Below are 21,265 nucleotides of genomic sequence, written 5' to 3'. Positions count from 1 at the left end.
CTGCACCCGTTTATCTTTATGGTATTGGTAATTTTCTAAAATGCTTTAATATGAAAACAGATATCGAGATCCAGGAAAATGTCATCGAACAACTCAAATGGGAACCTGCTGTTAACGCGGCGGAAATTGGAGTGGCTGTTACTGATGGTATTGTCACCCTATCCGGAAAAGTGGACTCCTTTTATAAAAAGGTGATGGCGGAGCGAGCTGTCAGGAAGGTGGCTGGTGTCAAAGCTGTTGCTGAAAATATAGATGTGGGACTTTCCCCATCGGATGCCAAAACGGACGCGGAACTTGCTGCTGCTGTATTACATGCGCTTCGCTGGGATAATGCTGTTCCGGATGAGAAGATTAAGGTGAAAGTTGAAAACGGGGTGGTTACGTTGGATGGGACCGTTTATTTTCAATACCAGCGTGCAGCAGCAGGCAACGCAGTGGAGAAATTAAAGGGGTGCTCAGCGTCCACAACTACATTGGCCTGGACACGCCGCCCATGCCCCAGGACATTAAAAAGAAAATTATGGCGGCATTTCACCGGAGTGCCACCATCGACGCTAAAAAGGTGCAGGTGGAGATAAAAGGGAATAAGGTGGTGTTGACGGGCGTTGTGCGTTCGTTGTTGGAAAGTGACGATGCACGTGAGGCCGCATTGCTGGCGCCTGGGGTCGACAGTGTGGAAAACCGGTTGGTGGTGGAAGAAGACGAATTGGTTTACTAGGATATGGCTATTTAACAGGTGAACCGGGACATCAGTCCCGGTTTTTTAATTGTTGAGCGGATAATGGTGGTAAGAATCTGAGAAAAAGCGAACCAGGCCCTGTTCATCCGGCCACACGATGTTATAGAAAATATATATCCAAGGGCGCGTGTCCAGCGGTATCGTTATAGGCTTCTGTGTTACGGCGGGCCCGGCATCAAGCAAGCGGGCCACGATGCGTTGTTCCGATGATAGTAACCTGGCAAGCGTATCGGCCTTTTCCACCCGCACGCAGCCATGACTGAAGAAGCGTTGCTTTAACAGGAACAGCCCCTTCTGGGGTGTGTCGTGCAGGTACACGCCATATGGGCTTTCGAAGTCAAGTTTGATCACTCCCATGGAATTGTCGCAGCCGATATTCTGCCGGAGCGTATAGGGGAAATTTGCAGCATTCATTTCATGCCAGTTGATACGGGCGGGTGAAATGATCCTGCCCGAAGCGCTCAGGATTTGAAGCTGATTATCTTCGAGGTAACTTATGTTGGCTTTAATACGCGGCAACAGTTCCCTGACTGCAATTTTGTGTGGTACGTACCAATACGGGTATAGTACAATGGCCTGGATACGGCTGCACAATGTTGGCGTAGGAGTCGAAGGTTTCCCAACGATTACCCGTGACGACAGCAGGCAGGAATCCTTAAAGTAGACCGATAATGAATTGGAAGGGATGTTAACTATTACCGAGGGGGCCGACTGTTGTGCACATTGAATCCACCGGTAGCAATTAATGGCCTGGCGTAGTTGCTCCTGCCTGGTCTTTAGCGGTACGTTTACTGCATCGATGACAGAAGTACTGAGGACGCCATCTGCGAGTAGACCAAACATCTTTTGTATTTGCTTTAGCGAAAAGACAGTGTCAGCGGCGCGCATAGCGCCTAACTGATAAAGGCGGTCCATAAATCCCGGCTCATGAATGTCGGTAAGTTTCCTGGGAAAGCGGGTCTCTTTAAAATTTGAATCCGCCAATTGCCGGTGAATGATCGCTATTAGTGCCTTGAACTGCTGGTATGCGGAGTCGCGCGGTTCCAGCTGGTGTAATAGTTCACCAAACTGATGTTGGAGGAAGCTGTTGGCCAGCAGCCTTGCCATGGGCTCGTAACAGCGGGGGAATACCGCTGGCCATTATAATTCACATCTTTCCGCAACCGCTGGCCGTATACTACATCTGAGAAAAACAACAGCGCCGCCCGGGTCAGGCGCTTGTCCAACAGGGTGTCTGAGTGGTAAGATTTCTCAATTATAAGCGAATCGAGTAAAGCTGGTTCATATTGTTGGTCGCGCAGCCCCAGATAGGGAGCCTGGTCTACATAGGCTGCCAGTTGCTCAAGATTTGCCCGGCAACTGTCGCCCGTCCAGGCGACCTGGCGGCCGGTTAACTGGTAAAATGAATGAACATCGTCCGTGACCCCAAAGCTGTTCATCAGGAAAGCCATAATGAACTGCAGCCACTTAGTTATGTTTAAATTTTGCATATTATTTTAAATAGATAAAGCCCTGCCCGATGCAGGGCTTTTGGGGGCTAACAGTTTGAGGGGGAAAAGACACAATGACACTACTAAGTTAGTAGAACCCGTATCTACCCGACATGATGATGCTCAGACAAGGTGTTAATTTTGGTCACGCTCTCCGTTCGGCATTTTCAAAAAGGTGGTCAACGTCGTGGCCCTCGATCGTCATTGTTTGTGCTGAGAGGGGAGGTTAATTTGCACCTGTAATGGCCGCAACGACCATCCCTTTCGTAACCATAAATTTGCTGCAATGTTAGGCATATTAACGATACCCGAAATCGATCTTATCCTGGAAAGAAATAAGAATGGCCGCATTGGCTACATTGCCGATGGGAAAGTTTTTGTTGTACCTGTGACTTACGTGTACAACGGAGATACGCTTATCATGCATTCCCGTGAGGGGCATAAAATACATGCGATGCGGCATCAGCCAGATGTATGTTTCCAGCTCGACGAGATCCGAGGACCAGACGAATTGGCGTAGTGTTGTTGTCTGGGGCAAGTATGAGGAGATCACGGATGCCCGCGAGCGATATTACGCCATGAAGTTCCTGGTGAGCCGGCTCCTGCACCTTAAACTTACGGAGGCGCTTGCAGTACATGAGCATGGCGAAGCGCACCCCAGTAACAACGGGGAAAAGCGGCCGGTGATCTACAGGATCAGGATAGCGGAGAAGGTGGGACGTTACGAGCAAAGTTAATCCACTTACAGGTTGGGGTAGACTTTTTGTATTTGTTCATAAAGTTGTGCTGGCGTCCAGTTGCCTCTCACAAGTATTCTACGTATCGTATATAGCGGGTCGGTATTACTTTGTGGTCCCCAAAGTTGATAGGCCGTTGCAATGTTTTTCTTTTTAAGCCGGGTAATGGCTGCAGTATCCCAGGCTCCGTAGGGGTATGCGAAGTGACGGACAGGACCGCCGGTTATTTTTTCCAGTTGCTGTCGCGGGCGGTCCAGTTGCTGCGTCCAGGCTGCCGGGCTGATATGACGCACATCCGGATGGTCCCAGGTATGAAGTGCCACCGTATGGCCGCTATCCGCCAGTCGCCTGAGCTCCGGGGCACTCATGTAACCAGCTTTTCCGATGGTCACCGTCATAATAAAAAATGTTCCGGTAAAGTGGTAGCGGTTCAGTAGCGGGAGGGCCATCAGGTACTGTTCCTCATGGTTATCATCAAAAGTGATCATAACAGGCTTATCCGGAAGTGGTGTTCCCGCCGTTTCATGGCGCAGGTATTCGTCCGGTGATATGCAATGAAATCCCTTATCGTGCAGCATTTGCAGATGGGCCCGAAATTGATCGGCCGTAATGGTGTATGCAGGATCGTGTCCGGCCATGGATGTTTTTATATGGTGATAACATAACACGGGCACTGAGTCTCCGGATGAAGTTTTCCATGGAGCCAGCAGACAAAGGAAAATAAGCAGCGATGTCATAACAGAAAATATTCGTCAATAATATCCGGTATTGTCGCCGCCGCAAGTGATGGCGGTCATACGTGGGGATGATGCTCGGCGGTAAGTGTCAATCATGTGGTGACTTGATGATGATCACGGCGCTGTTCATTTGAGTGCCGGATCTTTGTTAAGCTCCTTTTGCATCTCCAAAAATATATCATGGAATATAAACGGATGGCACTTATGCTGTTGTTGTTATGGATGGCCTGCAATGACCGGTCTCCATTAGGTACGGCCATGGTGGCAACGATGAAAGACAGTGTTGTGTCGCAACCAAAGCCTAATGTGGTCGGTGCCCCCATAGCGACCGATAGCCTGGCTTACAATCAGAAATGGCAACAACTGGTACATGGCCGGCCGTCATCAAAATGGCCACCCAAAACGTGCTATCCGCTTCCTGGGGCTGTTCTTCCTTTTCGCAGGGTAGTGGCTTTTTATGGCAACTTTTATTCATCTGGCATGGGTATCTTAGGTCAGTTAACACCTGATGAACTGTTGGAAAGGCTCAGGATTGTTGCTGGCAACTGGGAATCAGCAGATTCGCTTACGCCGGTACAACCTGCAATTCATTACATTGCTGTTACCGCACAGCGTTCGCCTGGTAAAGATGGTAAATACCGCCTGCGGATGCCATTCAGCCAGGTAGATAAGGCGGTTGATCTGGCGGGGGAATAAACGCACTGGTGTTCCCGGATGTGCAGGTAGGACACAGTACGGTGCAGGAGGAATTACCTGCGCTTGCCGGCTACTTGTCGCGTCCCCAGGTGCATCTGGGCATCGACCCGGAGTATTCCATGAAAGGCGGCGAGGTGCCATGCAGTGTTATTGGTACGCTGGATGCGGAAGATGTTAACTATGCCATACAGTTTTTGACGGCACTGGTGAAACAACATCAGTTGCCTCCAAAGATACTGGTGGTTCACCGTTTTACAAGAGCGATGCTTACCAACTACCGCAATATTCATGTGACCCCGGAGGTGCAGCTGGTGGTTAATATGGATGGATTTGGCTTTCCCGCAAAAAGATCGATTCTTATACTGACTGGGTGGCGGGGGAACCGGTTCAATTCACAGGGTTCAAGCTTTTTTACAAACAGGACCTGCTGGATAAACGGGGCGCAAGGCTTATGACGCCGCAGGAGGTATTACAACTTTATCCCCAGCCGGTATACATCCAATATCAATGATTTCCGCGAGTTGTCAGTTTATAAACAACCGTTTTAAGCACCTGGGCACAAACCAGGTAAACGATGACGAGGCCAGTAATATACAGCACAATTTGAAAAGGCAGGGGTGCAAATCCGGCCAATCCCGATACAGACAGGTATGGCAACAGCCATCCTATGCCGAGGCAGGCCGCCGCGGTCAATAGTAATGCGGTAGACGGCCGGCTCTGTGCAAAGGGAATCTTCCTTGTGCGGATGATAAAGACCACCAAAATCTGCGTGGCCAGCGATTCCATAAACCAACCGGTTCTGAACTGTGCCGGGGTTACCCGGAAATAACGGTATAACAGGTAAAACGCGATCAGGTCAAAGATGGAACTGAGCACGCCGAAGTATAACATGAAATTCCGGATCGTTCGCATGTCCCAGTGACTGGGCTTTTGCAGGTATTGCTCGTCCACGCTGTCCGATGGTATGGCCATTTGCGATGTGTCGTACAGGAAGTTATTGAGTAGTATTTGCACCGGCAACATTGGCAAAAACGGTAGTACAAAGGTAGCAAGGGTCACAGACACCATGTTGCCGAAGTTTGAACTCAGGTCCATCAGAATATATTTCATGGTGTTGGCAAATGTTTTCCGTCCTTCCAGAATTCCTTCGCGCAGCACGTCCAGGTCTTTTTCGGTAAGTACGATATCGGCGGCCTGCCGGGCAATGTCTGTAGCGCTGTTTACCGTAATGCCAACGTCCGCAGTCCGTAACGCTGGCGCATCATTAATGCCGTCGCCCATATATCCCACAGCCTGGCCAGCGGTCTTCAACGCCCTTATTACCCGGTTTTTCTGGTCCGGCGATACCCGGGCGAAAATGGTCGTAAGCGCCGCTCTTTTCGGCAACGCCTCCTCCGGTATCTCATCTATTTCGCTGCCTGTTAAGATGCCTGCTACCTGCAAACCGATGGCGCGGCATATTTTTTCCGTGACTGCAAGGTTGTCGCCCGTGACCACTTTTATATCGATGCCCATTTGGGTGATGGCTGTTATTACTTGGCCGCGTCGGGTTTAGGCGGATCGAGAAAGGCGATAAACCCGCGTAACATCAATGCCGATTCGTCCTCCATTGTATATTTACTCCGCGAGGTGACTGTTTTAGTGGCGATAGCCAGCACGCGGTATCCCTCCCTGCTCATCTGGGCATAGATGGACAGACGGTTATCGTCATCATCTTTACAACAACTGAATACTTCCTCCGGGGCACCCTTGCATATAAGCAGGGAGCCATCTGGTGTGTCCACGATCACGCTTACTCTTTTCCGGAAATAGTCGAAAGGAATTTCGCCCTTTTTATTGAAGCCGCTGATATCCGGAGTTTGGTGGTTTAGTACTGCTGCATCCAGTGGGTTTTTTACGCCAGACTGATGATAACTATTTATGTAAACAAGCCGCAATAGTGTTTCGTCATCTGTTTTGTTTACGCCCTTCCATGCAGCTAAAGTAATATTGTCTTCCGTAAGGGTGCCGGTTTTATCCGTGCACAACACGCTCATACTGCCAAAGTTGGGAATAGCCGCCATGTTTTTAACAATAACGCCTTTTTTGCGATCCGGAGCGCGCCTTTCGACATGATCACGCTCATAACGACCGGCAGCAGTTCCGGCGTCAGTCCTACGGCTACGGCGAGGGCAAACATCATCGATTGTAGCAGTGGGCGTTGTGCGGCAATGTTAACGAGTGTTGCCAGCAGGAGTAATGCCATCGTAATGCGCATGACCATATATCCGAACTTCTGCAGACCTGCTGAAAACTCTGTTACGGGCGGGTGTATGCTCAGCGACTGCGCCAGCTTGCCAAACTCTGTACGCATACCGGTGGCCACCACAACCGCCCTTAAAGAGCCGGTAGTGACCAGCGAGCCGGCGAATATCATATTGGTAAGTGTACTGAAGTCTCCAGGTGCGTTCAGGGCGACGGGATGTTTTTCGGCCGGAAAAGATTCACCTGTAAAAGCAGACTGATTAACATAGGCATCCGCCGCGTCCAGTACGCGGCATCCGCGGGTACGGCGTCTCCCGCGGTCAAAACGATCACATCTCCGGGGCATATATCGGCTGGAGTGACCTGCGTTTGCCGGCCATCCCGTACAACTTTCACCCTGCCCGTAATCTTCCGCCGCAAAAACGACACGGCTTTTCGGGCATTGTTTTCCTGCCATTGGTCAATTATCAGGCTTGCCACTATTATACTGATAATAATCGAAGCATTTACTGTTTCCCCGAGGAGCAGGGCGATGGCCGCCGCTATCAATAAAATCAATACAAGCGGACTATTCACATGCGCAAAAATCTCCTTCAGGGGATGACGTTTCTCTGAAGTGTCCTGCTCATTACGGCCATATTTTTTCAGATGTGCAGCGGCTGTATCAGCGGACAATCCAGCAGGACTTGATCCGAACAGTGCCATGACAGCTTCCGCAGGCATTGCCGCGATAGCGGGCAGCTTCATGACAGCTATTTTTTTCTCTATTGGTTTCATTACGCTATAGCAGGTGGCGGAAGTGCCGGTCGTATCGCCTGTATTTGAAGTTGGTTTGGCCCGACGCAATAATGTGCCCGGCCATCGCTTTCTCTAACTGACGGTAGTCTGCCTCATTACCTAGTCTCAGCCATATGTCGAGCGCGAATACCGTTATTGTAAATTTATGCTTGGCAAAAGTAGCGGTGGGACCGGTATATCGAACACCATGATCATTTTTGCCGGTAGTACACTGCCGGAGGTTTTCCGTCAGGTAGGTGGCCGGGGTAATATTCCGGGCTATCCAACGGGTGCGGCCATCTGACGCTTCGCCTGATTCCGTCATTACGACGGCAAGGGTTGCGGCGCCTGCGGGAATTTGCATGATGCGAAGGGGCGGCGGCACGTTTTTGCCTTCCAACGTGTACCGGCTGGAGATAAGATCTCCCCGTTGAAAAGCAGGGCTGGTAATTATCAGCGGTTGAAGCTGCGTTATTTTCTTCGGTTGCGGCTGTAAGATTGTTTGGCTCATATAACAGGTTTAAGGGTGAGTGAATGCTGCATGTGGTATTGCCAGCAAGGGTACATTGGTATAGTAACTCATTCTTTTGGTCTGGCTTGGGTGAAAAAGTGACTTCCCTGCGTAACCATGGCGACAATATCCACATCATGCTCGTTAATATAGGTTTCCAGGGCAGTGGTAAGACTGTCCCCGCGCAGCTTAACCGTTTCCGGATGTTCGTCATAGTGGGCATCTTTTAACCGGTGTTCGTAAGCATGGGCGACGCGGTCATGCTCCAGTATGGTAGGCGCCGGGTCTTTGTCGGAGGTAAAAATGGCAACTTTCAATTTGGCCATGTAGAGGTCCGCCAGTTCGGATAAATAATTAACCGTACGCGAACTTTCCAGGTGATTGCTCGCCAGCAGGATGTTGCGGGGTTTCTTCCAGTTATAGGCGTAAGGAATCAGTAACAGCGGCGCGCTGGTTTGCCCGATACTTGCGGATGCCTTGTTGCCCATCAGCCTTTCAGCAGCCGCCTACACCATGGGAGCCCATTATCAACAGGTCGGGGTGGAATAAATTGACGGCTTCTTCCAGTTTTTCCTTGAAGTCGCCGGTCAGTAAAACGGTTTTAACGGCAAGTGCTTCCGACTCCAGTATATTAAGTCGCATCAGGTCCAGCTTATGCGATAGTTCACGCTCCATATCCTTTTTATATTCCTTATCTAGCCCCATGTAATCATAATACACGTTCTCTGCCGATTCATAGATATGCAGGATGATAACATCCGCAGGGATGATTTTCGCGCTTTGTATGGCAAAATCTACCGCATTGTACGCAGTGGCGGAAAAGTCGGTAGCAACAAGTAGTTTTTTCATAAATGATGATTTAATAGGTTAAAATAAAAGCAAATCATGGCTGCAAACGATGAATGCCGTCAGGGCAGGTTATGATATGCATATAGGATGGAAAGGCGCGTGCAGGTTTCTGATCCTTCAATTGTTGAACTTGATCAAATGAGTGCATGATGGTGATCATTTCTCCGGAAATAGTCACGCGGTAGCTTACAATAAAAACAACATGCCACAGGTAGTTAATGCGATAGAGAAGCTGGAGGGCTTGTCCTCGGACGAGGCCATGCAATTGCAACACCGGGACGGTCGGAATTTGCTGGTGACATCACGTGAACGAAAGATCTGGCACATCGTGCGTGATATCCTGGGAGAACCGATGTTCATCTTGCTGATCGCGGCTACCACCCTTTATTTTTTGATTGGTCAATGGAAAGAAGGATATATGACATTGGTAGCCGTGATGCTGGTAACGGCGATCTCTTTATACCAGGACATGCGCAGCAGTCATGCATTGGAAGCATTGAACCGGTACACGCAACACAAAGTAAAAGCAATAAGAGACGGGATGATCGCCGAAATAGCGGCGGAGGATCTTGTTAAAGGAGACCTCGTGTTATTGGAAGAGGGTGATACGGTGCCCGGCGATGCGGAGTTGCTGCAGGGCAACGATGTGAGCGTGGATGAGGCCATCATTACAGGAGAGTCGCTCCCAGTGTCAAAAAGTGAACTACCCGGTGAACGACAACTACTTCAGGGCACGACGCTTGGTTCGGGGAGTTGCTATGCACGGATAACGGCTATTGGGGCAGATACGGTGCTGGGGCGCCTGGGGAAATCTGTGTCCGGATATTCACACGGCAAAACGTTGTTGCAGGAGCAGGTAGGGGTGTACGTGCGACGCCTTGCGCTGTTCGGAGCGGCAGCCTTCATACTGATTTTCGGCGCTAATTATCTGCATGGAACAGGGCTGGCAGAAAGTTTGCTGATGGCCCTCACGCTTGCTATGGCGGCAATCCCCGAGGAAATACCGGTAGCCTTTTCTTCTTTCATGGCATTGGGCGCTTATCAGTTAAGCCGCCTGGGGATTATTGTCCGTCGTCCGCAGGTAACAGAAAACCTGGGCGCCGTAAGTGTAATATGCCTCGATAAAACCGGCACCATCACAGAAAATAAGATGGTCGTGTCCGAAGTTTATCAATACGAAAATGGGTCATTGGAGCTGGTGACCAACGGAGATGGATTTAGAAGGATTTTGCTTTATGCCCGCATGGCCAGCGAAAAAAATCCCTTTGATGCTATGGAAACGGCCATTATTGATGCTTACCGGCAATCAGGCGGCAGTGCTAAATTTAACCAGGTATACGAATATCCGCTGGAAGGTCGGCCACCGATGATGACGCACATTCATCATATTGAAGGAACAATGCTGGCGGCCGGAAAAGGCGCTGCGGAGCGGATATTGCAGGTTTGTCGGCTGGACCGCGATGTAAGCGCGGAACTGCAGCAAACGGTTAGTAAGATAGCTGCAAAGGGATATAGGGTACTGGGCGTTGCGGGTGCGGTTTGTAGTGAAGATGCCCTGCCGGACAGCCAGGACGGCTTTAAATGGACGTTTTACGGTTTTGTCTGCCTTAACGATCCACCTAAAGCGGGGGTAGACAAGGTGATCAGTTCATTTTATAAATCCGGGATTGCTGTTAAACTGCTTACCGGGGACTATCTGGAAACGGCGCTCAATATTGCGGGCCGTACGGGTATCAACAACCAACCGCGGGTGCTGACGGGTACGGACGTGATGAATATGAATGACAGGCAGTTGCAAACGGTCGTTCCGGAGGTGAGTGTGTTCGCACGGATGTTTCCGGAGGCGAAGGAACGCGTTGTTAAAGCGTTACAGGCGCGCGGCGAATTAGTAGCCATGACCGGGGATGGCGTTAACGATGCGCCGGCATTAAAGGCCGCAGATATCGGGATTGCCATGGGCCAGCGAGGTACCACTACCGCCCGGGAAGTGGCCGACGTAGTGATAACGGACGATAATCTTGCCCGGGTGGTAGATGCCATTACACAGGGGCGAAAGATATTTGCCAATCTGAAAAAGTCGATCCGATACATTATCTCTATTCATATTCCAATCATACTCACGGCGGCGCTGCCGGTACTACTTGGCTGGAAATACCCGAATATTTTTACGCCCATTCATGTTATCTTCCTGAGCTGATTATGGGTCCCACCTGCTCTATTTTCTTCGAGCGTGAACCGGTGGAGGCTGCTATTGTGCATGGTTTGCCCCGTAAGCGGTCCGACGGAGTATTTAATAGTGAGGAGCTGGTTACCAGCATTATACAGGGATTAGCGATAGCGGCGGTGGTATTGGGCATCTATTACGTGGAAATGCAGGAAGGGTCAACCCTTGAAGAAATACGTACAATGGTTTTTTTGACATTGTTGTTTGCTAACGTGTTTCTCACCTTTGCCGATCGGTCACTCACCGATACGGTACTGGAAACCATCAGGTACAAAAACAATCTCGTTCCCTGGATCATCGGCAGTTCACTGCTGTTTATCGCGCTGTTGCTATTTGTGCCGGATATACGGAGTTTGTTCGGGCTTATCCGCTTGCCTTACGCCGGTATCGCAACATGTGCCCTTGCAGGCCTATTGTCTGTCAGCTGGTTCGAGATCTATAAACGCGGCAAACGGTTTCCTGCTTACAGTTAACCACCGGATGACGGCATTCAAATACCCGGCTGACAATGGTCCTTCGGCCGCCGTCATGGTAACAGTAGTTTTGAAGTGAAAATTATTTCTTCATCCCAAAAAAGATAAGATATGTCACAGAAAAATCTTGCAAGACGTTATGACTTATTTCCCAGCTTTAATGATCTTTTTAAACCGTGGAATGATATGTTCGAAAACGACGGTTTTTTCAGGCGGACGATCACCACACCGGCGGTTAATGTAACAGACAAGCCGGATGCTTACCAGTTGTCTGTAGCTGCGCCAGGATTAAAAAAGGATGATTTTAATATTGACGTGGATGGCAACATGCTCACGATTAGCTGTGAAAAGAAGAATCGTCAGAAAAACATGACGAAAAATACACACGTACCGAATATAGCTACAATTCCTTTAGCCGGAGTTTCACCCTGCCGGACGAAGTGCAGCAGGAAAATATTGAAGCATCCTATACAGATGGCGTGTTGATGGTAAAATTACCCAAAAAGGAGAACGCCCGTAAAGCCGCCCTGTCAAAACACATTGCTGTTAAATGAAACCCTGTTGGAATTTTTAGTGTTTGCCCCGCTGAGAGGCGGGGTTTTCTTTAAACTGCTAAAACATTTGCAATGAAAACAGATATGCAGATCCGGAAGAAGATGTGATTGAACAGTTAAAGTGGAATCCTGCTGTAAATGCCGCTGAAATTGGCGTTTCAGTGACACATGGCGTCGTCACCCTGTCCGGTAAAGTACAATCGTTCAACCAGAAGATAATGGCCGAACAATCGGTTCGAAAGGTTACCGGCGTAAAAGCGATTGCCGAAAACCTGGAAGTAGGCATCTCTCCCAATGAAAAAAGACAGATGCGGAACTTGCGGAGGCCATTGTAGATGCCTTTTATTGGAACAATGCCGTGCCCGAGGGTAAGATAAAAATTAAGGTGGAAGATGGCGTGGTTACGCTGGATGGATCGGTTTATTTCGAATATCAACGCGCCGCCGCCACCGAAGCTGTTCAGAAATTGAATGGTATTGTCCGCATCAATAACATGATCGCCCTTGAGGTACAGCCTGCATCCGGCGACGTAAAAAGCAGATCATGGCAGCCTTTCACCGTAGCGCCACCATTGATGCAAGTAAAGTACATGTAGAGGTGAGGGGGAATAAAGTGATCCTGAGCGGAACGGTACGCTCCTTATCTGAGTACGATGACGCCTGCGAGGCTGCGTGGGCCGCTCCAGGCATCGATATGATCGACAATCAGCTGCAGCTGGAGCATGAGGCGTTGGTGGTGGATTGAGAATAATGATATGGCGAGGCCGGGCAATTACCCGGCCTCGCTTTCATAAGTGGTTTCAGCTTGACGTATATCAATAAATTACGGCTGTGCGGCATGTTTTTCCTCCATTTGCTTCAACAGGTTGTAGACGTCCTCTTTTCTAAATAAATGTGTTCCGGGGTTCATGGTGGCGGCGGTACCACATGCAATTCCAAAGTGCAGTACATCTGCCCAGCTCTTTCCCCGCTCCAGCATAAAAGTGGCGCCCGCAACCATACTGTCGCCCGCACCGCAGGTGCTCAGGCGCTTGGTCGCAGGCGCGCACGCGTGGAGGTAGAAGTCGCGCCGGAGCAGCATGGCGCCACCTGCCCCCATCGAAATCAGGAGGGCCTCACAAGGAAATTTATGTAATACTTCCATACCCGCCTTCATCGTTTCATCAATAGTAGTTGGACTTTTACCAGTCAGGTAATGCAATTCCGCTTGATTAGGTTTGGCAAGGAAAACTCCCTCCTCCAATGCATGCACCAGTGGCTCACCAGACGTGTCCACGATCAGTTTTGCCTGTTGTTTTCGTGCTATCCGTGCAACACGCGCGAAAAAAAATCGGCGGTGCACCTGGTGGAAGACTTCCACTGGCCACCATATAATGGGGCGTTGGTTGAATTGCCTCCAGTTTGTCCGTGCACCTTATTACCGTAATTTCCTGGATAGACGGGCCGGGCATGATAAAGCGGTATTGCGCGCCGGTTGACCGTTCTGTGATATTGAACGATTCCCGTGTAGCGCCGCGTGCAGGGATGGCGGAAAATGCGATGCCTGCTTCCGACAGCAATTCTTTCAGTAAATGGCCGTTAGCGCCTCCTGCGGGGAAAATTGCGTGACTGTTGGCGCCCAGTTCTTTTAGCGCCTTACTGATATTAACGCCACCACCGCCGGGTTCTGTCAGTAGCGCATTACATCGCAGCTTGCGCTCCGGGTAAAGCCTGTCAACGCTGCTGCTTTTATCGATGGTGGGATTTAACGTAATCGTACAGATCATTGTTTGTTGGATTGAGGGATAATAAGGGGCAGCGAGTGGCCGGTAATATCGCGTATCATGGAAATAAACGGCAGTACATGTTCGCGGGTAACGTCGTTGTAATCACGCTTGCTGATGATCTCGCCCCTTAGTCTTGCAAAGAAGGCCCCTCCATTGAGCAACAGTTTATCCTTCCATGATAAGCGGTGATATACCAGCCGGCCGGGCAAAAAAGCCCGTTGTCGGGCGTTCCATAGCGCCGGTGGTACATTTTCCCGGTAATAACCCTCCAGTTTGTCGCGTTCTGCCGGCGGGGTACCTGACACACTGAAAATAAATACTTCTTTATTTACAAGTTCCTGCTGATGTTCTTCCAGCCAGTCGCGGACCTGGTATTTGCCAATATATATACTGGTGCCGATTACTACGTAATCAGCGTCGGCCAGATCTTCAGGCGATTCAGCGCCGGCTTCATACATATCGATGTTCAGCGCACGTGCAATCCACGTTGCATACTGCTGCGTTGCGCCGTATTTCCCTTTGTAGATGATAACGCCTAACATAATCTGTGTTTTTATGGGTGGGTGATAAAAAGGGGCACGTCCAGGGGAACGGAGTATACTGTCTGCATCGCTCCGGTGGAAAAAGCGCGATAATGGATTTCTGCCGTATGCGCCAAAGGTTACAACACAATCACGGCGCTGCGATAATAACGCCAGGAAGGCCGATGACGGTGAACCTCTGTGAACGTGGTAACTCACGTCCTCGTAATGGACTGCCATATATGCTTTCAGGGACTCCAGGTCCGGAATAACGCCTTTGTCGCGTTCGTCTACATAAATAACGTTTACCGGCATATCCCAGTAATCCGGGAAAATGTCTGTAAATCGTTTGATGGCATACATGGAGGAATAACCGCCGTTGTAGGAAAAATAGAGTTCGCGGGCGCGGATGTAGTTATCCGGCATAACCATTACCGGGCATTGCGCTTTTGCCAACATATCCCGTACAAATACGGGTGGATTGCTGTCTCCTCCCAATATAGCGAAAGAGGTGTCATGATTGACGAGCAGCAGATCGGCGAACCGGCTTTCCTTAATGACTTCTTCCGAAGGCCATCCATCGGCTTCCTGTATTTTGATATCGATACCGTTGGTGCTGCAGATGTGCCTGATTTCTGCGATCTTGTCCTTTGTTACCTTTTCCCGGTACTGGATGGCCGCTGCTGCTACCTTTTCGATGTATTCATAGTCAGTTTCCGCGTAACTGTTCGCCAGCTTGATACCGTATCCTGTGATGTTTTCCAGGAAGATAACGGTGAGCTCACCATCTGCCTGCCGGGCGATATATGCGAATGCATCCAGTTGTGGCTCCGAGAATTTCATCGCGTCTACGGCTGCAATTATTCTTTTCATGGAAGTGGTTTTATACGATTAACTTAACCATTGTTTAGCGGCGTCTATTTGATCTTATTCAAATGAAGCTTGATTGCGGTCAACCACTTCAGCGGTGCGTAATAAAGATGGGCAAGGCATGTTCGCTGATAGCATTTGCAATGAAACTCTTGTTAAATACCATGGATACCCATGAACGGCCAAAGGCCCCCGCGATCAGCATTGGGTTTTCTTTATCGGCCAGCCAGGTGCCAAAATATTTTTAGGATCTGCCTGTAATATTTCGATCGTGAGGTCAGGAAAGTGCCGCGCGCATAATTCCTCTATATAGTCTGCATCGGGTACTTGCGAGCGGACGGTTTTAGAAGCAAATATCAGGGTGGTTTTCAGGGTACATAGTTCGGGGAACAGGTGTGCGAAGCTTTTGATGGCGAATATGGAGTCTGCACTGCCATCGTAGGCCAGTATCAAGCTGCTGGGAAAACGGAAGTGCTCCGGCGTAACGAGCACCGGGCATTCGCTCCGGTGAAGTGTTTCCGTGAGGTAATCGTTCGGATGGTCGGTACCCAGGTTGGCATAAAACATTTCGTGACCGAGGATGAGCAGGTCGGCATACCGGGTTTCTTTTTGCAGCTGGTCCAGCGAAAAGCCGGTAACATCCCGGTGTACGCGGTATTCAATACCATTATGCACACAATCGCTTTCAAATTGCGCTACCGTGGCTGCTACCGTTTCAGCGTTGTACTGTTCCATCATCGTCATATACCCCGCGCCCATAGAGCCGTACGTGTAATCCGTTATTTGCGGAAGTTCCATCTGCGGAAGGAACACGCCGGTGAGTAAAATGGTTTCGGGCTCGTTGAGCCGCCGGGCCATTTCGAAAGCGCCATGTGAATAATTGCCGGCATCAAAAGCGATTACAATCTTTTTCATATAAGATAGCTTGATTAGATTATTAGTAATGTGTTACAAATACAGGTTGATTGCTGAATTTCAATACGGGCAGCGCGTGACTGGGCGATACGAAATCCGATAGTTTGCCCCGGCCGAAAGCGCCCATTACAATAATCGAGCGCGATTTCGACAGCAGGTAGTCCAGCAGGCGGCTCCTCGGGCGCTCATCCTGCAGTGTGTGGAAATGATAATGAGGATAGTGGGTATGCATCCGGCATCCAGGTAGGCTGTATCTGCTCCCGGTCTTTCGCCGGGAGAAAGTACCATGACGACAGTAGCGTCCATATCTTTCAACTCCGGTAACAGGTACGTGAATTGCCTTATCGCGTACATCGATGAAGGGGTGCCGTCATAACAGAACACCAGTTCATTAACACCTTCGAAATGGAAGGGGGCGGTGATTACCGGGCATTCTGCCTGTTCCATGATATCCCGCATAAACTTTGAGGGCAATACAGTCGGCTCATTTGTAAATGATATATCCGCATCCGTAATGATCATGTCCGCAAACCGGCTCAGGTGCACGACCTCTTCTTCGGGAGCGCCCTGGCGGGTAATCAGTTCGCAGTTAGCTTCCCGCGAGGTACAGGCCTCTTTAAAAGCAATTCCGTTCTTTTCAGTATAAATGGCGTCATATGCCGCGGGAGCAGTATCGCTATATTCAGCAGCTACAGCGGCATGCAGGGCCGCGGTTTTGCCGTCCGGTACAGATTCAGTATCCGCTATAAATAGTCCGGTGAGGCGCGAATGGGTAAGGTTGCTCAAGTAACACGCGAAGTCGAGCGCATGTGTGTTGAGGTTTGTGGCCGCCGAAACAAAGAGTATTTTTTCATATCGCTGATGTTTTAAAGAAAAGGAGCCCGGCTGTGGGCTGGGCTCCAACCAGGGTTAACACCCGGGGTCTAGTGCCAGAATTTTTCACTACTAATGTAGAACGTATTATTGCCTCGCGCTGATGACGGCCGGCAGGCACCTGTTTAATTGTCGTCATCCTTCCGCCGGTGATCCCGGCACCTGATGATCAGTGCCGCTCCTTATTATTGTCAGTTTTATCCTTCGTACCTGCGGTTAACTTAGGATTGCGTTTAAAATAACATTCATATGAAAACAGATGTCGAAATTCAACAACACGTGCTGGACGAAATTGCCTGGGATCCAATACTCCGATCCTCGTCCATCGGCGTCCGGGTCAGGAACGGGCTCGTTACGCTGGTAGGGTATGTGCCCGATTATGGTAAGAAGCTGGCTGCTGAACGCGCCGTTAAGCGGGTAGAGGGTGTCCGCGCTGTCATTATTGAACTGGAAATTATGCTGCCCCAGGGAAGCATTACACCGGATGAACAGATAGCCGAAGCAGTCTTAAAATCGTTGATGTGGAACAGCATTGTGCCCGACGACCTTGTTACCGTAAAGGTGGAGAATGGTTGGGTAACGCTGGAGGGCGAAGTGGAATGGCAGTATCAACGGGAATCGGCGGGAGCGGCCATCGAAAACCTGGTAGGTGTAAAAGGAGTCAGCAACCAGATTAAAGTAGTGCCAAGCATTTCCTCCATGGTGGTGAAAGACGGTATCCGCAAAGCACTGGAGCGCAGTGCCACGGTGGAGGCCAATGGTATTCAGGTAGTGGTCGAGGGCGGCGACGTAGTGTTAAGGGGCAAGGTGCGTTCCTGGGGAGAAAGGGGAGAAGTGGAACAGGCTGCGTGGGCCACACCCGGCGTTACAGCGGTAAAGGATGAACTGGTCATTGCCCCGTGATCCATCACCTAAAATAGCGGCCGGCAATATTGCCGGCCTTTTTATGAATCGTTGGTCGCGTCGTTGTTCCTCAGGTGATATTGCAAACTGCCGCACTTTCGGAATTAAGACGGCCCAAACTCCATCCATCTTTTTCGGTAGTCGCCAGCCAGCCTTCCGCCGTTTGTTGAAACACCTGCACACTCATGCCGAAGTGATGACGGAAATCGTATTCCAGTTCACCCGCAGTTCGAAGTTCGTCAATGTCAATTGTGCCAAAAGTATGGATGATCCTGATTTTTTCAACCGGTGTTTGCGGGTCCAGCAGTTGGGAAGACGGGCAGCTTTCGCCCCAGCCATGCGGTTGCATATAAAACTCCAGCTTCAGGAACGGGTACCGCTCCCGGAAAGCCGCCTGTAAATGACAGATTCGATTTTCTTCACTAATGTAAATAGTCATAGCATCTGCGCTTAATAGCGTAAATCTAATACGGGTAAAAGCTGCAATGGTTGACAGTTATCAAGCATGCCAATGATCTTCGTTATGCTGGAAGTGACAAAACGTTTACATTTTGTGTTGAAATCAGGTATATGGATACTCTTACGACCAGCGAAGAACGCAAATCATTGAAAACACCGTCGGCTCCGTTGGACGAGCGATATTTCCTGGAAGGCCCGCGTTCGCGTATGCAGGAACTGTTTTTTACATTCCGGGTGTTGAAAGAGTTTATCCGGGGCTTCCGCGTGCTGCACTTCGTTGGTCCGTGCGTCGCTGTATTTGGTTCTGCCAGGGTGAAGAGTGATTCGCAATATTATGATGAGGCGATGGAAATGGGCCGGGGCATTGCGTCATTGGGCTTCACTGTGATGACAGGCGGAGGCCCCGGGGTGATGGAGGCTGCCAGTAAAGGTGCCCGGCAGGCCGGTGGCCGTACCGTAGGTTGCAATATCATTTTACCCAAAGAGCAACAGCCTAACAAGTGGCTGAATGTTGAATACGCGTGTCGTTATTTTTTCGTGCGTAAAGTATTGATGTTTAAGTATTCATATGGCTTCGTTATCATGCCCGGCGGCATTGGCACCGTCGATGAATTTTTTGAGGCATTAACGCTCATACAAACCGGAAAAATCATTAACTTTCCTATAGTATTGATGAATAAGGGGTACTGGGCGCCCGTTACAGAATTGTTGCATAACATGCTGGCCGAAAATATGATCGATGCAGCGGACCTCAAATATATCCTTGTTACCGACTCCACGAAAGAAGCAATTGCACATCTGAGAGAGTATGCAATTTCACAATACCGGCGGAAGCGGAAAATGGTTTTCCGCAAATTTAAGTGGCTGGGGGAATAACCGAATCCCCGGCTTAAAATCCGGGTTTCGATATGGACGCAACGACCAAAAAACTTGACACTGCATTGCAGCTGTCGCTGTTTGCTGCTATGTTAGAGCGGTCGCCGGACTTGTAGGGGTGAGGGAAATGGATGGGGGCGGCTTATCTACATCAATGAAACAGGTATGCACATGCTGGGTACCACCGACCTGGTGGCCCTGGAAAAATTGCTGGATATCAATAATCTTGGCAAACAGATGCCGGATGCCGCTGAAAGTACGGTCAGGGAACTGAGGCACTGGCAGGACTACCAGAAAAACATTCATTTCGGACACTATGAAAAGTTGCTCGTTCGTCATGAACGTAAATACTACTGCATCTTCCGCCTATCAGAAACAATTCCTGAAAACACTTACCAGCTTCAGCTGATCAAAGAGCTGCAGCGGTTTGGCGCCCTGTTCGACTATGCGTCTATTGGCATCCTGGTAACAGACCGTTCCGGGGGATCGTGATGGTGAATGATTTTGCATTGAAGGAATTCGGCTATGAACGCGATGAATTGCTGGGCCGTAAAGTGGAAGTGCTGATACCGGCACGGGTACACGGCAGGCATGAACATCATCGCGAACGTTTTCATAACTCGCCACAGAACCGTCCAATGGGCACCGGTCTTGACCTTTTTGCCATTCGTGCCGACGGTACGGAGTTCCCGGTGGAGATCAGCCTTAGCCACTATGAAAATGAAGAAGGCAGTTTTGTCATTGCTTATATCAATAATATTGCTGAAAGAAAAAAGGCCGAGGAAAAGATTGAGAAGTTAAACAATGAACTGGAAGCCCGCGTGGAAGAACGTACCGAACAGCTGAAAAAGGCATTAGGTGAACTGGAGAAATCGAAGGACGAACTTACCCTGGCGCTTGGGAAAGAGAAAGAACTCAATGAGCTGAAATCGCGGTTCGTGTCGATGGCGTCTCACGAATTCCGGACACCTTTGAGCACCATTCTGTCATCGGCTTTCCTGATACAGCAATATAATACAGAAGAAGATCAGCAACGCCGCAACCGGCATTTGCAGCGCATTATTGCTTCCGGCAATCTGCTTACAGATATTCTCAATGAATTTTTGTCTTTAGGCAGAATAGAGGAAGGGAAAATCCAGGTGAAATATTCGAAAGTAGATGTGAAGGAACGCATCAATGGCATCATACAGGAAGTTCAGGGGATGTTGAAAGAAGGACAAAGTATCAACTTCTTGCATGAAGGTGAGCAGGCGGTAGAAACCGATTTTACGTTATTCCGGCACATATTTGTGAACCTGCTTACAAACGCCATAAAGTTTTCGCCACAACGTTCTGTCATTTCCGTTAGCAGCTGGATAGACGCTGAAGCCTTCCGCTTTTCGATAAAAGATGAGGGGATAGGCATGTCGGAGCAGGATCAGCAACATTTGTTCGAACGTTTTTTTCGCGGCACCAACGTCAGTAATATACAGGGTACCGGGCTCGGTTTGCACATTGTCAGCAAGTACGTGGAAATGTTGCATGGAACGGTGCATTGTACGAGCAGACTGGGCGACGGCACTACCTTTACCGTGAATTTTCCCCGGCATCAGCCGCACAGCATAACGACACTAACTAAAAAAACAGGTTATTATGAGTCAGCCAAAAACCGTCCTGTTAATTGAAGATAATCTTGATATCCGCGAAAACACGGAAGAAATCCTGAAATGGTCCGGGTATAAAGTGCTCACTGCTGAAAATGGAAAGCAGGGTCTTGATATGGCCCTGGAGCACAAGCCGGATCTTGTCATTTGCGATATTATGATGCCCGTACTCGACGGGTTCGGGGTGTTACACATGCTGCAGCGCAACAAAGATCTCAGCGAAACGCCTTTCATCTTTCTGACTGCCAGGACGGAACGAAGCGATTTTCGCAAAGGCATGGAGATGGGAGCCGATGACTATATTACCAAGCCTTTCAATAGCATGGATCTCCTGAATGCGGTAGAAACCCGTCTTAAGAAAAACGAAATCCGGCATAAAAACTTTTCGCCGGATATCCGAGGGGATTGA

The 21,265-nt window shown here is 49.5% G+C and carries 32 protein-coding genes and 1 pseudogene; 18 read left to right on the top strand and 15 right to left on the bottom strand.

Going from position 1 to position 21,265, the window contains the following annotated elements; translation table 11 throughout:
* Positions 1 to 50: 50 nt before the first annotated feature.
* Both MKQ70_RS20115 and MKQ70_RS41355 read left to right on the top strand, forming a co-directional pair.
* Positions 51 to 578, top strand: a complete 528-nt coding sequence (locus tag MKQ70_RS20115; RefSeq protein ID WP_308199099.1) for a BON domain-containing protein — start codon at positions 51 to 53, stop codon at positions 576 to 578.
* A complete protein-coding gene (locus tag MKQ70_RS41355; RefSeq protein WP_308199097.1) occupies positions 494 to 718 on the top strand; it encodes a BON domain-containing protein in 225 nt (74 codons plus the stop codon). The genes MKQ70_RS20115 and MKQ70_RS41355 overlap by 85 nt, the downstream gene beginning before the upstream one ends.
* 45 nt (positions 719 to 763) lie before the next feature.
* On the opposite strand, the gene MKQ70_RS20110 is transcribed toward MKQ70_RS41355, so the two are convergent.
* Both MKQ70_RS20110 and MKQ70_RS20105 read right to left on the bottom strand, forming a co-directional pair.
* Complete coding sequence (locus MKQ70_RS20110) at positions 764 to 1,846, bottom strand: L,D-transpeptidase family protein (protein ID WP_248073848.1); 1,083 nt, start codon at positions 1,844 to 1,846, stop codon at positions 764 to 766.
* The gene (locus MKQ70_RS20105; protein ID WP_248073845.1) at positions 1,744 to 2,229 is read right to left on the bottom strand and encodes a L,D-transpeptidase scaffold domain-containing protein; all 486 of its coding nucleotides are present in this window, start codon (positions 2,227 to 2,229) and stop codon (positions 1,744 to 1,746) included. The genes MKQ70_RS20110 and MKQ70_RS20105 overlap by 103 nt, the downstream gene beginning before the upstream one ends.
* A 286-nt stretch (positions 2,230 to 2,515) precedes the next feature.
* Here MKQ70_RS20105 and MKQ70_RS42450 point away from each other — a divergent pair, with 286 nt between their 5' ends.
* Together MKQ70_RS42450 and MKQ70_RS20095 are read left to right on the top strand one after the other, a co-directional pair.
* Positions 2,516 to 2,749 (top strand): pyridoxamine 5'-phosphate oxidase family protein, encoded by a 234-nt coding sequence (locus MKQ70_RS42450; RefSeq protein ID WP_372490005.1) that lies wholly within the window; start codon positions 2,516 to 2,518, stop codon positions 2,747 to 2,749.
* Positions 2,679 to 2,966, top strand: coding sequence for a pyridoxamine 5'-phosphate oxidase family protein (locus tag MKQ70_RS20095; protein ID WP_248073840.1), 288 nt, complete (start codon positions 2,679 to 2,681; stop codon positions 2,964 to 2,966). Before MKQ70_RS42450 ends, MKQ70_RS20095 begins: the two co-directional genes overlap by 71 nt.
* Positions 2,967 to 2,971: 5 nt before the next feature.
* Here the strand turns inward: MKQ70_RS20095 and MKQ70_RS20090 are convergent, their stop codons facing one another.
* The gene (locus MKQ70_RS20090) at positions 2,972 to 3,604 is read right to left on the bottom strand and encodes a polysaccharide deacetylase family protein (protein WP_248073838.1); all 633 of its coding nucleotides are present in this window, start codon (positions 3,602 to 3,604) and stop codon (positions 2,972 to 2,974) included.
* Positions 3,605 to 3,883: 279 nt separating this feature from the next.
* Here MKQ70_RS20090 and MKQ70_RS20085 point away from each other — a divergent pair, with 279 nt between their 5' ends.
* Together MKQ70_RS20085 and MKQ70_RS20080 are read left to right on the top strand one after the other, a co-directional pair.
* Positions 3,884 to 4,399, top strand: a complete 516-nt coding sequence (locus tag MKQ70_RS20085) for a hypothetical protein (RefSeq protein ID WP_248073836.1) — start codon at positions 3,884 to 3,886, stop codon at positions 4,397 to 4,399.
* Between the two features lie 8 nt (positions 4,400 to 4,407).
* Positions 4,408 to 4,854, top strand: a complete 447-nt coding sequence (locus MKQ70_RS20080) for a hypothetical protein (protein ID WP_248073834.1) — start codon at positions 4,408 to 4,410, stop codon at positions 4,852 to 4,854.
* Between the two features lie 49 nt (positions 4,855 to 4,903).
* Here MKQ70_RS20080 and MKQ70_RS20075 read toward each other — a convergent pair whose 3' ends face one another.
* From MKQ70_RS20075 to MKQ70_RS20050, 6 genes and pseudogenes are all read right to left on the bottom strand, one after another.
* Positions 4,904 to 5,914 (bottom strand): HAD-IC family P-type ATPase, encoded by a 1,011-nt coding sequence (locus MKQ70_RS20075; RefSeq protein WP_248073832.1) that lies wholly within the window; start codon positions 5,912 to 5,914, stop codon positions 4,904 to 4,906.
* A 17-nt stretch (positions 5,915 to 5,931) separates the two neighbouring features.
* Complete coding sequence (locus MKQ70_RS20070; protein WP_248073829.1) at positions 5,932 to 6,462, bottom strand: HAD family hydrolase; 531 nt, start codon at positions 6,460 to 6,462, stop codon at positions 5,932 to 5,934.
* Positions 6,432 to 7,366 (bottom strand): annotated as a pseudogene (locus MKQ70_RS20065) (P-type ATPase actuator domain-containing protein). Before MKQ70_RS20065 ends, MKQ70_RS20070 begins: the two are co-directional and overlap by 31 nt.
* Positions 7,367 to 7,424: 58 nt before the next feature.
* Positions 7,425 to 7,931: a YbhB/YbcL family Raf kinase inhibitor-like protein gene (locus tag MKQ70_RS20060; RefSeq protein ID WP_248073826.1), complete on the bottom strand. Its 507-nt coding sequence runs from the start codon at positions 7,929 to 7,931 to the stop codon at positions 7,425 to 7,427.
* A gap of 68 nt (positions 7,932 to 7,999) precedes the next feature.
* A complete protein-coding gene (locus MKQ70_RS20055; RefSeq protein WP_248073823.1) occupies positions 8,000 to 8,419 on the bottom strand; it encodes a hypothetical protein in 420 nt (139 codons plus the stop codon).
* Positions 8,420 to 8,426: 7 nt separating this feature from the next.
* Positions 8,427 to 8,780 carry a universal stress protein gene (locus tag MKQ70_RS20050; protein ID WP_248073821.1) on the bottom strand — a complete coding sequence of 118 codons (354 nt, stop codon included), beginning with the start codon at positions 8,778 to 8,780 and terminating at the stop codon, positions 8,427 to 8,429.
* Positions 8,781 to 8,982: 202 nt separating this feature from the next.
* On the opposite strand from MKQ70_RS20050, the gene MKQ70_RS20045 reads away from it, so the two are divergent.
* The 7 genes from MKQ70_RS20045 to MKQ70_RS20015 all read left to right on the top strand — a co-directional run bounded on the left by MKQ70_RS20045 (position 8,983) and on the right by MKQ70_RS20015 (position 12,775).
* Positions 8,983 to 10,977, top strand: a complete 1,995-nt coding sequence (locus MKQ70_RS20045) for a cation-translocating P-type ATPase (RefSeq protein WP_248073818.1) — start codon at positions 8,983 to 8,985, stop codon at positions 10,975 to 10,977.
* 2 nt (positions 10,978 to 10,979) lie between these two features.
* Positions 10,980 to 11,477 (top strand): cation transporting ATPase C-terminal domain-containing protein, encoded by a 498-nt coding sequence (locus tag MKQ70_RS20040; protein ID WP_248073815.1) that lies wholly within the window; start codon positions 10,980 to 10,982, stop codon positions 11,475 to 11,477.
* A 186-nt stretch (positions 11,478 to 11,663) separates the two neighbouring features.
* Positions 11,664 to 11,963: an Hsp20/alpha crystallin family protein gene (locus MKQ70_RS42445; RefSeq protein WP_372490004.1), complete on the top strand. Its 300-nt coding sequence runs from the start codon at positions 11,664 to 11,666 to the stop codon at positions 11,961 to 11,963.
* Entirely contained in the window at positions 11,906 to 12,031 is a 126-nt protein-coding gene (locus MKQ70_RS20030) for an Hsp20 family protein (RefSeq protein ID WP_372490127.1), read from the top strand. The genes MKQ70_RS42445 and MKQ70_RS20030 overlap by 58 nt, the downstream gene beginning before the upstream one ends.
* A gap of 104 nt (positions 12,032 to 12,135) precedes the next feature.
* On the top strand, positions 12,136 to 12,366 hold the full coding sequence (locus tag MKQ70_RS20025; RefSeq protein WP_248073812.1) for a BON domain-containing protein: 231 nt from the start codon (positions 12,136 to 12,138) through the stop codon (positions 12,364 to 12,366).
* A gap of 23 nt (positions 12,367 to 12,389) precedes the next feature.
* Positions 12,390 to 12,626, top strand: a complete 237-nt coding sequence (locus MKQ70_RS20020; RefSeq protein ID WP_248073810.1) for a BON domain-containing protein — start codon at positions 12,390 to 12,392, stop codon at positions 12,624 to 12,626.
* Positions 12,575 to 12,775 (top strand): BON domain-containing protein, encoded by a 201-nt coding sequence (locus MKQ70_RS20015; RefSeq protein WP_248073808.1) that lies wholly within the window; start codon positions 12,575 to 12,577, stop codon positions 12,773 to 12,775. The genes MKQ70_RS20020 and MKQ70_RS20015 overlap by 52 nt, the downstream gene beginning before the upstream one ends.
* A 78-nt stretch (positions 12,776 to 12,853) precedes the next feature.
* On the opposite strand, the gene MKQ70_RS38995 is transcribed toward MKQ70_RS20015, so the two are convergent.
* The 5 genes from MKQ70_RS38995 to MKQ70_RS19995 all read right to left on the bottom strand — a co-directional run bounded on the left by MKQ70_RS38995 (position 12,854) and on the right by MKQ70_RS19995 (position 16,888).
* Positions 12,854 to 13,306: a 1-phosphofructokinase family hexose kinase gene (locus MKQ70_RS38995; protein ID WP_372490002.1), complete on the bottom strand. Its 453-nt coding sequence runs from the start codon at positions 13,304 to 13,306 to the stop codon at positions 12,854 to 12,856.
* Positions 13,290 to 13,796, bottom strand: a complete 507-nt coding sequence (locus MKQ70_RS38990; protein ID WP_282456618.1) for a 1-phosphofructokinase family hexose kinase — start codon at positions 13,794 to 13,796, stop codon at positions 13,290 to 13,292. Before MKQ70_RS38990 ends, MKQ70_RS38995 begins: the two co-directional genes overlap by 17 nt.
* Positions 13,793 to 15,190, bottom strand: coding sequence for a flavodoxin domain-containing protein (locus MKQ70_RS20005; RefSeq protein ID WP_248073806.1), 1,398 nt, complete (start codon positions 15,188 to 15,190; stop codon positions 13,793 to 13,795). The genes MKQ70_RS38990 and MKQ70_RS20005 overlap by 4 nt, the downstream gene beginning before the upstream one ends.
* 195 nt (positions 15,191 to 15,385) lie before the next feature.
* On the bottom strand, positions 15,386 to 16,102 hold the full coding sequence (locus tag MKQ70_RS20000) for an adenine nucleotide alpha hydrolase family protein (protein ID WP_248073804.1): 717 nt from the start codon (positions 16,100 to 16,102) through the stop codon (positions 15,386 to 15,388).
* Between the two features lie 126 nt (positions 16,103 to 16,228).
* Positions 16,229 to 16,888: a hypothetical protein gene (locus MKQ70_RS19995; RefSeq protein ID WP_248073801.1), complete on the bottom strand. Its 660-nt coding sequence runs from the start codon at positions 16,886 to 16,888 to the stop codon at positions 16,229 to 16,231.
* 336 nt (positions 16,889 to 17,224) lie between these two features.
* Here MKQ70_RS19995 and MKQ70_RS19990 point away from each other — a divergent pair, with 336 nt between their 5' ends.
* Complete coding sequence (locus MKQ70_RS19990; protein ID WP_248073799.1) at positions 17,225 to 17,878, top strand: BON domain-containing protein; 654 nt, start codon at positions 17,225 to 17,227, stop codon at positions 17,876 to 17,878.
* A gap of 70 nt (positions 17,879 to 17,948) precedes the next feature.
* Here the strand turns inward: MKQ70_RS19990 and MKQ70_RS19985 are convergent, their stop codons facing one another.
* Positions 17,949 to 18,317 carry a hypothetical protein gene (locus MKQ70_RS19985; protein WP_248073797.1) on the bottom strand — a complete coding sequence of 123 codons (369 nt, stop codon included), beginning with the start codon at positions 18,315 to 18,317 and terminating at the stop codon, positions 17,949 to 17,951.
* Between the two features lie 131 nt (positions 18,318 to 18,448).
* Here MKQ70_RS19985 and MKQ70_RS19980 point away from each other — a divergent pair, with 131 nt between their 5' ends.
* The 4 genes from MKQ70_RS19980 (at position 18,449) to MKQ70_RS19965 (ending at position 21,265) form a co-directional block, all read left to right on the top strand.
* Positions 18,449 to 19,213, top strand: coding sequence for an LOG family protein (locus tag MKQ70_RS19980; protein WP_248073794.1), 765 nt, complete (start codon positions 18,449 to 18,451; stop codon positions 19,211 to 19,213).
* Between the two features lie 171 nt (positions 19,214 to 19,384).
* Positions 19,385 to 19,705: a hypothetical protein gene (locus tag MKQ70_RS19975; RefSeq protein ID WP_248073791.1), complete on the top strand. Its 321-nt coding sequence runs from the start codon at positions 19,385 to 19,387 to the stop codon at positions 19,703 to 19,705.
* A complete protein-coding gene (locus MKQ70_RS19970) occupies positions 19,705 to 20,877 on the top strand; it encodes a PAS domain-containing sensor histidine kinase (protein ID WP_248081508.1) in 1,173 nt (390 codons plus the stop codon). Before MKQ70_RS19975 ends, MKQ70_RS19970 begins: the two co-directional genes overlap by 1 nt.
* A complete protein-coding gene (locus tag MKQ70_RS19965; protein ID WP_248073789.1) occupies positions 20,846 to 21,265 on the top strand; it encodes a response regulator in 420 nt (139 codons plus the stop codon). Before MKQ70_RS19970 ends, MKQ70_RS19965 begins: the two co-directional genes overlap by 32 nt.

It is taken from the genome of Chitinophaga sedimenti (assembly GCF_023156195.1).
GTDB classification, from domain to species: Bacteria; Bacteroidota; Bacteroidia; order Chitinophagales; family Chitinophagaceae; genus Chitinophaga; species Chitinophaga sedimenti.
Note: the sequence above shows the minus strand (reverse complement) of the source record. Positions and strands in the feature narration are given on the sequence as shown.